Genomic DNA, 2,578 nt, shown 5'->3' on the forward strand with positions numbered 1-2,578 from the left:
TCCTCAATCGCACCGAACGGGCAGGCGGCCTGGCAAGCGCCGCAGTTAATACACTTCGTTTCGTCAATCTGGGCGATGCCGTTTTCATCCCAGCGAATCGCATCAACCGGACAGTGCTGTGAACACGGCCGCTCGGTCACGACGATCGCGTTGTACGGACAGCTGCGGGCGCAGGCGCCGCATTCCTTGCATTTTGTATAATCGATCTGAGCGCGGTGCAGTCCCATGCTGATCGCGTCAAACTTACAGGAAGCCAGACACGCCTTTGCCATACACTTGCGGCAGTTGTCGGTGATCTGGATTTTGCGGATCGTACAGCCGTCGCACGCCGCATCGATCACCTGAACGATTTGACGCGGATTGTACGCCGCGCCCTCATCCGCCATTTTCCCGCACGCTAAACGTGTCCGCTGCCGCAGGATTTCCCGTTCCTTATACACGCAGCAGCGGAATTCCGCCTTGCGCCCCGGGATCAGTTTGCGGCTGATCGCGGCTGCGCTGTCATCGGTCAATTTACCCTCATAAGCCAGCTGTGAAATTTCCTTGAGCACATCGAATTTAAACTGACGTGCTTCGTGATTGAACATGGACATCGTTTTCTCCTCCATTGCTAACGAATTCACATTACCATAGATAGCGATGATTTTCAATTCTGAAAACCTAACTTTATTATCGCATATTCCGGATACGCTTTCAAAATGTTTGTAAGCTTATTTAACGATCGTTAAGTTTACTATTTCCTGGGAAATGGCCGATTAAAACATCCCCTTCCTATAATTAATTTCCAGCAGCGCACTTTTCCAGTTTCCCCACATTCTTTGTGTGAACAGTCCTGCAGGGAAGCCGACCGTTTTGTTATTTTCTGCCATACCGCGGCTGTTTGATAAAATGGATGACACGAAAAAAGAACCCGCATTTTTTGCAGGTCCTTCATCTATATATTTTATCTTATTTATACCGATGAACCGCAGCGGCTGTTTTCCAACATTTCCGCAACTCTCTCTATGACATCAATTCGATTCCACTGCTGAAATCAAACCTTTTTTCTCATTTCTTCCTCGCGTTTACCCTTCACAATCACAAAATGGCTGTTTATCTATTCGATGGCTGTTTTGTAAATTTTCAGCAAAATGGGAAGTTGTAAGAAGCATCACACGGATCTGCGATTCATCGCACAACGCCTGCTTTCAGCGGCGGTTTCCTCTCTGTCCAGGTTCCATTCACTTTAACCTCCTTAGAATAAACACTTTCGTTTATCCTGAAAGCTTCGCTCCTCTTTCTTTACCAGCCTTGATGGATAATTAAGAAACTAGGTTCTTTCCTTAACGGACTCTACCGTTTTGATCGGCTGTCTGAGGGATCGGCTTCCTCTGTTTGAAGATCTCTTTCCTTATCTTCACCCTCATTATAATCAGAGTTTTCGAAAAAGTAAGCCCTTTCATTCAAAATTTTTTCGTGCTATAATAAAACTATTGAGGGTTGTCGTTTCAGGACAACCCTCTTTTTCTGTTTTCCGCATTCTGATCTTCTTCTTTTTCCCATTGCAGCTCCATGCCGCCCTGCGACCAGAAGCTTTCATGAACCTTTACGCCGTGGTGCAGCAGCGTCACATGGGCCTGACCGCTGAGGCTTTCCTGGATCCGGCCCTGCATCCGGCCTTGGTGCGGCGAGGCCAGCGAACAGGCCGGCCCGCATTCCAGACGAATCCGGATCTGCCATCCGCCCTGATGAAACCGCAGCTTCGCCCAGCCGGAACCATCTTCAAACTGACGGCAGCGCAGCGATTCCAGGCGGCAGCCGGTATAGGTTGCGAAGCGGTGCAGCTGATCGCGCAGCTTTACGACAAAGAGACAGCCGTTGAACGTCAGCGGGCCTAACGGAATGCTGGCCAGCGACAGGAAGAAGCATGAATCCGCAACGCCGCATTGATTCGACTGAAACCACAGATACCGCTGCGGAAACGAGGTGCCGCGGTCCTTTTCCAAATAGCCCACTCCCGCTACGGGAAGCGCGCGTCCGTTGGCGATGACAACGCCTTCCATGCGGTGATGCAGGCTGATGACGCCGTGCACGCACTCCATCTTCTTTAAATAAGCAAACGGCCCCATAATCGTCGGGGCATACCGGGAAAACGGTAGCGGCGTCAATCCGCTCAGCCGCAGCCTGACTTTCAGTTCCGGCAGCTCCAGTTTCACGCGCGTCAGCGAGAATTCGTTACTGCCCAGCGTCAGATGAAACGGCGACTGCCGCACCACGACGTCCGCCCAGCCAAACTCCGCCCATTGGGAGCGGTTTGTCAGCGTGTCGGTTGTCTGGATAAAAAACGGCGCGGCTGAATTCTGCGGGCTGAAGCCGACGATCACCGCCACCGAGCACCGCGGGTCGCACAGCCGGAAATACCAGCCTTCAAAATAATCTTTCGTTTCACCAAGGGAATGCAGCCCCATTTCTTCTTTACGGATTTGTATCGCCCGCATCCAATCACCTGCTTTCCCTTGCAGTATTTCCCACTGACGCCCAACTTAATCCTTTCCTGTTCTAGAAATGAAAAACATGCTCTCTTTGCGGATGCCAAAGA

Annotated in this window: 2 protein-coding genes; both read right to left on the reverse strand. The window is 50.9% G+C overall.

Translation table 11 applies throughout. The features are described 5' to 3' along the window. Nucleotides 1-593: 4Fe-4S binding protein (locus HOLDEFILI_RS11460; RefSeq protein ID WP_156788926.1), on the reverse strand; the 593-nt coding region annotated here is incomplete at its 3' end. 894 nt (nt 594-1,487) lie between these two features. Continuing rightward, complete coding sequence (locus tag HOLDEFILI_RS11465; RefSeq protein WP_006059870.1) at nt 1,488-2,477, reverse strand: hypothetical protein; 990 nt, start codon at nt 2,475-2,477, stop codon at nt 1,488-1,490. Nucleotides 2,478-2,578 lie beyond the last annotated feature (101 nt).

The organism is Holdemania filiformis DSM 12042 (genome assembly GCF_000157995.1).
Taxonomy (GTDB): domain Bacteria; phylum Bacillota_I; class Bacilli_A; order Erysipelotrichales; family Erysipelotrichaceae; genus Holdemania; species Holdemania filiformis.

Coding starts and splice junctions, on each gene's coding strand:
- HOLDEFILI_RS11465 (WP_006059870.1), bottom strand. CDS start 2,477: ATGCGGGCGATACAAATCCGTAAAGAAGAAATGGGGCTGCATTCCCTT.